5 protein-coding genes are annotated in these 3347 nt (G+C 70.4%); 3 read left to right on the forward strand and 2 right to left on the reverse strand.

Annotated elements, in window-relative coordinates:
• Positions 1-219: asparagine synthase-related protein (locus tag G6020_RS16965; RefSeq protein WP_241732593.1), on the forward strand; the 219-nt coding region annotated here is incomplete at its 5' end.
• Positions 220-397: 178 nt separating this feature from the next.
• Here G6020_RS16965 and G6020_RS06295 read toward each other — a convergent pair.
• A complete protein-coding gene (locus tag G6020_RS06295) occupies positions 398-1375 on the reverse strand; it encodes a carbohydrate kinase family protein (protein ID WP_182610028.1) in 978 nt (325 codons plus the stop codon).
• A gap of 65 nt (positions 1376-1440) precedes the next feature.
• Positions 1441-1803: an iron-sulfur cluster assembly accessory protein gene (locus G6020_RS06300; protein ID WP_107756186.1), complete on the reverse strand. Its 363-nt coding sequence runs from the start codon at positions 1801-1803 to the stop codon at positions 1441-1443.
• Positions 1804-1970: 167 nt separating this feature from the next.
• Between G6020_RS06300 and G6020_RS06305 the strand changes: the two genes are divergently transcribed.
• Together G6020_RS06305 and G6020_RS06310 are read left to right on the forward strand one after the other, a co-directional pair.
• Positions 1971-2666 carry a DUF3043 domain-containing protein gene (locus G6020_RS06305; protein WP_182610029.1) on the forward strand — a complete coding sequence of 232 codons (696 nt, stop codon included), beginning with the start codon at positions 1971-1973 and terminating at the stop codon, positions 2664-2666.
• 99 nt (positions 2667-2765) lie between these two features.
• Positions 2766-3347 (forward strand): bifunctional adenosylcobinamide kinase/adenosylcobinamide-phosphate guanylyltransferase (locus tag G6020_RS06310; RefSeq protein WP_182610030.1); only part of this gene is annotated, 582 nt, incomplete at its 3' end.

The raw sequence follows: 3347 nt of genomic DNA on the forward strand, positions 1-3347 counted from the left end.
CTGCACGACTGGGCGCGGGCGCAGGTCCTGGCCTCGGGCACCGACGAGTTCGTGGACAAGGCCGCCGTGATGCGCATGCTCGACGAGCACCGCCGTGGCGAGTCCGACCACAGCCGCCGGATCTGGACGATGCTGTGCTTCATGATCTGGCACGGCATCTTCGTGGAGGGGCGCATCACCCCGGACATCGAGCAGCGGGACTACCCCGTGCGCCTCTAGCCCGACCCGGCCCCGCCGCCAGCCGGATCCGAACTCGGGCCCCCGCGGGCCCGACCCATCGAGAAGAGCGTTCCGCACACACCCTCTCGGGGAATGCGTGCGGAACGCTCTTCTCGTCGGGGGTCGGTCGCTGGCCGGTCGGTGGTCGTCGGCACGGCGGTGAGCGCCCCGGGCGGGATCAGGCGGGCAGCAGCGCCGCGAGCTCCTCGGCGGCCTCGTCCCCGTAGGCCGCGGCGAGTCGCCGGCGCGCGGCGGCGGGGTCGATGCTCCACTCCTGGGTGCCGGTGGTCTCCAGCACGTGGGTCGCGATGAGAGCACCGAACTGGGCCGAACGCTCCAGCGAGAGGCCGTCGACCACACCGGTGAGGAATCCGGCGCGGAACGCGTCGCCGACGCCCGTGGGGTCGAGCAGGTTGTCCGAGGGCACGATGCCCACCTCGAGGGGCTCGGCGCCCTTCTCCACGATCACCACGCTCTTTCCTCCGCGGGTGGTGATGCGGGTACCGACCTTGTCGTCCAGCTCCTCGGCCGTCCACCCGGTCTTGTTCAGCAGGAGTTCGTACTCGTACTCGTTGGTGAACAGGTACCGGGCGCCGTCGACCAGCGCTGCGGCCGCCTCACCGTCGAGGAACGCCAGCTGCTGGGAGGGGTCGGCCGCGAAGTCGAGCCCGAGCTCGCGGCACTCCGCCGTGTGGGAGTTCATCGCGGTCGGGTCGTTGGCGCCGATGAGCACGATCTCGGGCCGACCGATGCGGTCGACCAGGCGGGCCAGGGAGATGGTGGCCGCCTCACCCATCGCGCCGGGGTAGAACGAGGCGAGCTGGGCCATGTCCGAGTCGGTGGTGCACACGAACCGTGCGGTGTGCAGGGCGGAGCTGATGTGGACCGCCGAGGTGTCCACGCCGTGCCTCTCCAGCCAGTCGCGGTACTCGGCGAAGTCCTCACCCGCGGCGCCCACCAGATGGGGACGACGGCCGAGCACGCCGAGCGCGAACGCGATGTTGCCACCCACTCCGCCGCGGCGGATCTGGAGGGAGTCCACCAGGAAGCTCAGCGACACGTGGGCGAGCTGGTCCGGCAGGAGCTGCTCGGAGAACCGACCCGAGAAGGTCATGAGGTGGTCGGTGGCGATGGAACCCGTGATGACTACTGACATGCTCCAGACAGTAGACGACCCGGGCCGACCAGCGATCGGCCCGGGTCGTCAGTGCCCGGCTGGACTCAGTTGAACGAGTCGCCGCAGGCGCACGAGCCGGTGGCCTGGGGGTTGTCGATGGTGAAGCCCTGCTTCTCGATGGTGTCGACGAAGTCGATCGACGCACCGGTCAGGTAGGGCACGCTCATCCGGTCGACGGCGAGCTTGATGCCACCGAAGTCGTCCACGACGTCGCCGTCGAGCGAGCGGTCGTCGAAGAAGAGCTGGTACCGCAGGCCGGCACAACCACCGGGCTGGACGGCGATGCGCAGGGCCAGATCGTCGCGACCTTCCTGGTCGAGGAGTGCCTTGGCCTTCGAGGCGGCGGCGTCGGTGAGCAGCACACCGGTGGCGGTGGTCTCCGTGGCGGTGTTCTCCGCAGTGGTCATGTCGGTTCTCCTTGCGATCCGAGAGGGTCTTCGGTGGCGTCCTACGGTGGTGCAACGCCCACCGGGGAGCTCTCTATTCCCCGGACGCCGCGTCGCCTGACACGATACGCCTGCGAGGAGTGACGGGTGAATGTCCTCGGCGGGGATCGATCGCCTAGCCTGGGTATGTGAAGTTGCGCGCATTCGGCTCCAGTAAAGACGACCCCGGCAAGGGCTCCGCAGGTACCGACACCGGGCCGGAGTCCTCCCCGGGCACGGATCCGGGGCCTGCAGGGGACGCCCGTCGGCCCGCGGGCAAGGGCAAGCCCACCCCCAAGCGGCGGGACCAGGAGCGCGCGCGCGGCCTGCGGACGGGTCCCGTCACGGCGCCGGTCACCCGTAAGGAGGCCAAGGAGCGCCGGAAGGCCGCCGAGGCCAGCATGACCAAGGACGAGCGCAAGGCCGCCCGGGCCGAGCAGCGTACCGCCCGTGAGGAGCGCCGCCAGCTCATGATGGCCGGCGACGACCGTTACGTGCTCTCGCGGGACCGCGGCGAGGTCCGTCGCTTCGCCCGCGACTGGGTGGACACCCACCGGCGCCTGATCAACTTCTTCATGCCGCTCGCGCTGTTCGTGATCATCTTCCAGCTGATCCCCAACCCGGAACTGATGTTCTACAGCCAGAACCTGTTCCTCATCCTGATCGTCGTGGTGGTGGTGGACGGAATCCTCCTCGGACGCAAGGTCAACAGTGTCGTCCGCGAGCGGTTCCCGGACACCGAGGACACCGGGTTCGGCATGGGCTGGTACGCGGTGATGCGGGCGACGCAGCCGCGGATGCTCCGCACCCCGCGCCCCCGGGTACGCCCGGGCGACTCCATCTGACCTGATCACCATCTGGCCTGATCACCATCTGACCTGCTCGGCAGCTGACCTGACCGACAGCTGACCTGACCGACGATCCACGGAAGGGCCCGGAACGCCATGCGCCTGCTCGTCCTCGGCGGCACCCGCTCGGGCAAGTCCGCCCACGCCGAATCGGTGGCCGAGGCCACCGGCGCGGACGTGGTGTACGTGGCCACCGCGCGACCGGACCACGACGACGCCGAGATGACCGCCAGGATCGCCGCGCACCGGGACCGCAGGCCCGCCGAATGGTCCACCGAGGAGACCGACGAGATCCCGCGGGTACTCGCCGATCACCCGGCCGACACGGTCCTCGTCGACGATCTCGGGGGTTGGCTCACCCGCCGGATGGACGCCACCCTCGGGTGGACTGACGGCGGGGCGGCCGTGTCCGATGAGGTCGACGCGCTGGTCTCGGCGGTCGCCGCCCACCCCGGTTCGCTCGTCCTGGTCTCCCCCGAGGTCGGCCTGGGGGTCGTGCCCGACACCCTCTCCGGCCGTCTGTTCTCCGATCTGGTCGGTTCGCTCAACCGGCGGTTGGCCGAGGTGTGTGACTCGGCCGTCCTCGTCGTCGCGGGCAGGGTCCTCCCCCTCTCCTCCCCCGGGGCCCCCGCCGCGGCGGACCGCTCCCCCGGTCACCCCGCCTCACCGGCTCCGGCC

The organism is Dietzia sp. B19 (assembly GCF_014145155.1).
Taxonomy (GTDB): Bacteria; Actinomycetota; Actinomycetes; order Mycobacteriales; family Mycobacteriaceae; genus Dietzia; species Dietzia natronolimnaea.

Coding starts and splice junctions, on each gene's coding strand:
- G6020_RS06300 (WP_107756186.1), bottom strand. CDS start 1,803: ATGACCACTGCGGAGAACACCGCCACGGAGACCACCGCCACCGGTGTG.
- G6020_RS06295 (WP_182610028.1), bottom strand. CDS start 1,375: ATGTCAGTAGTCATCACGGGTTCCATCGCCACCGACCACCTCATGACC.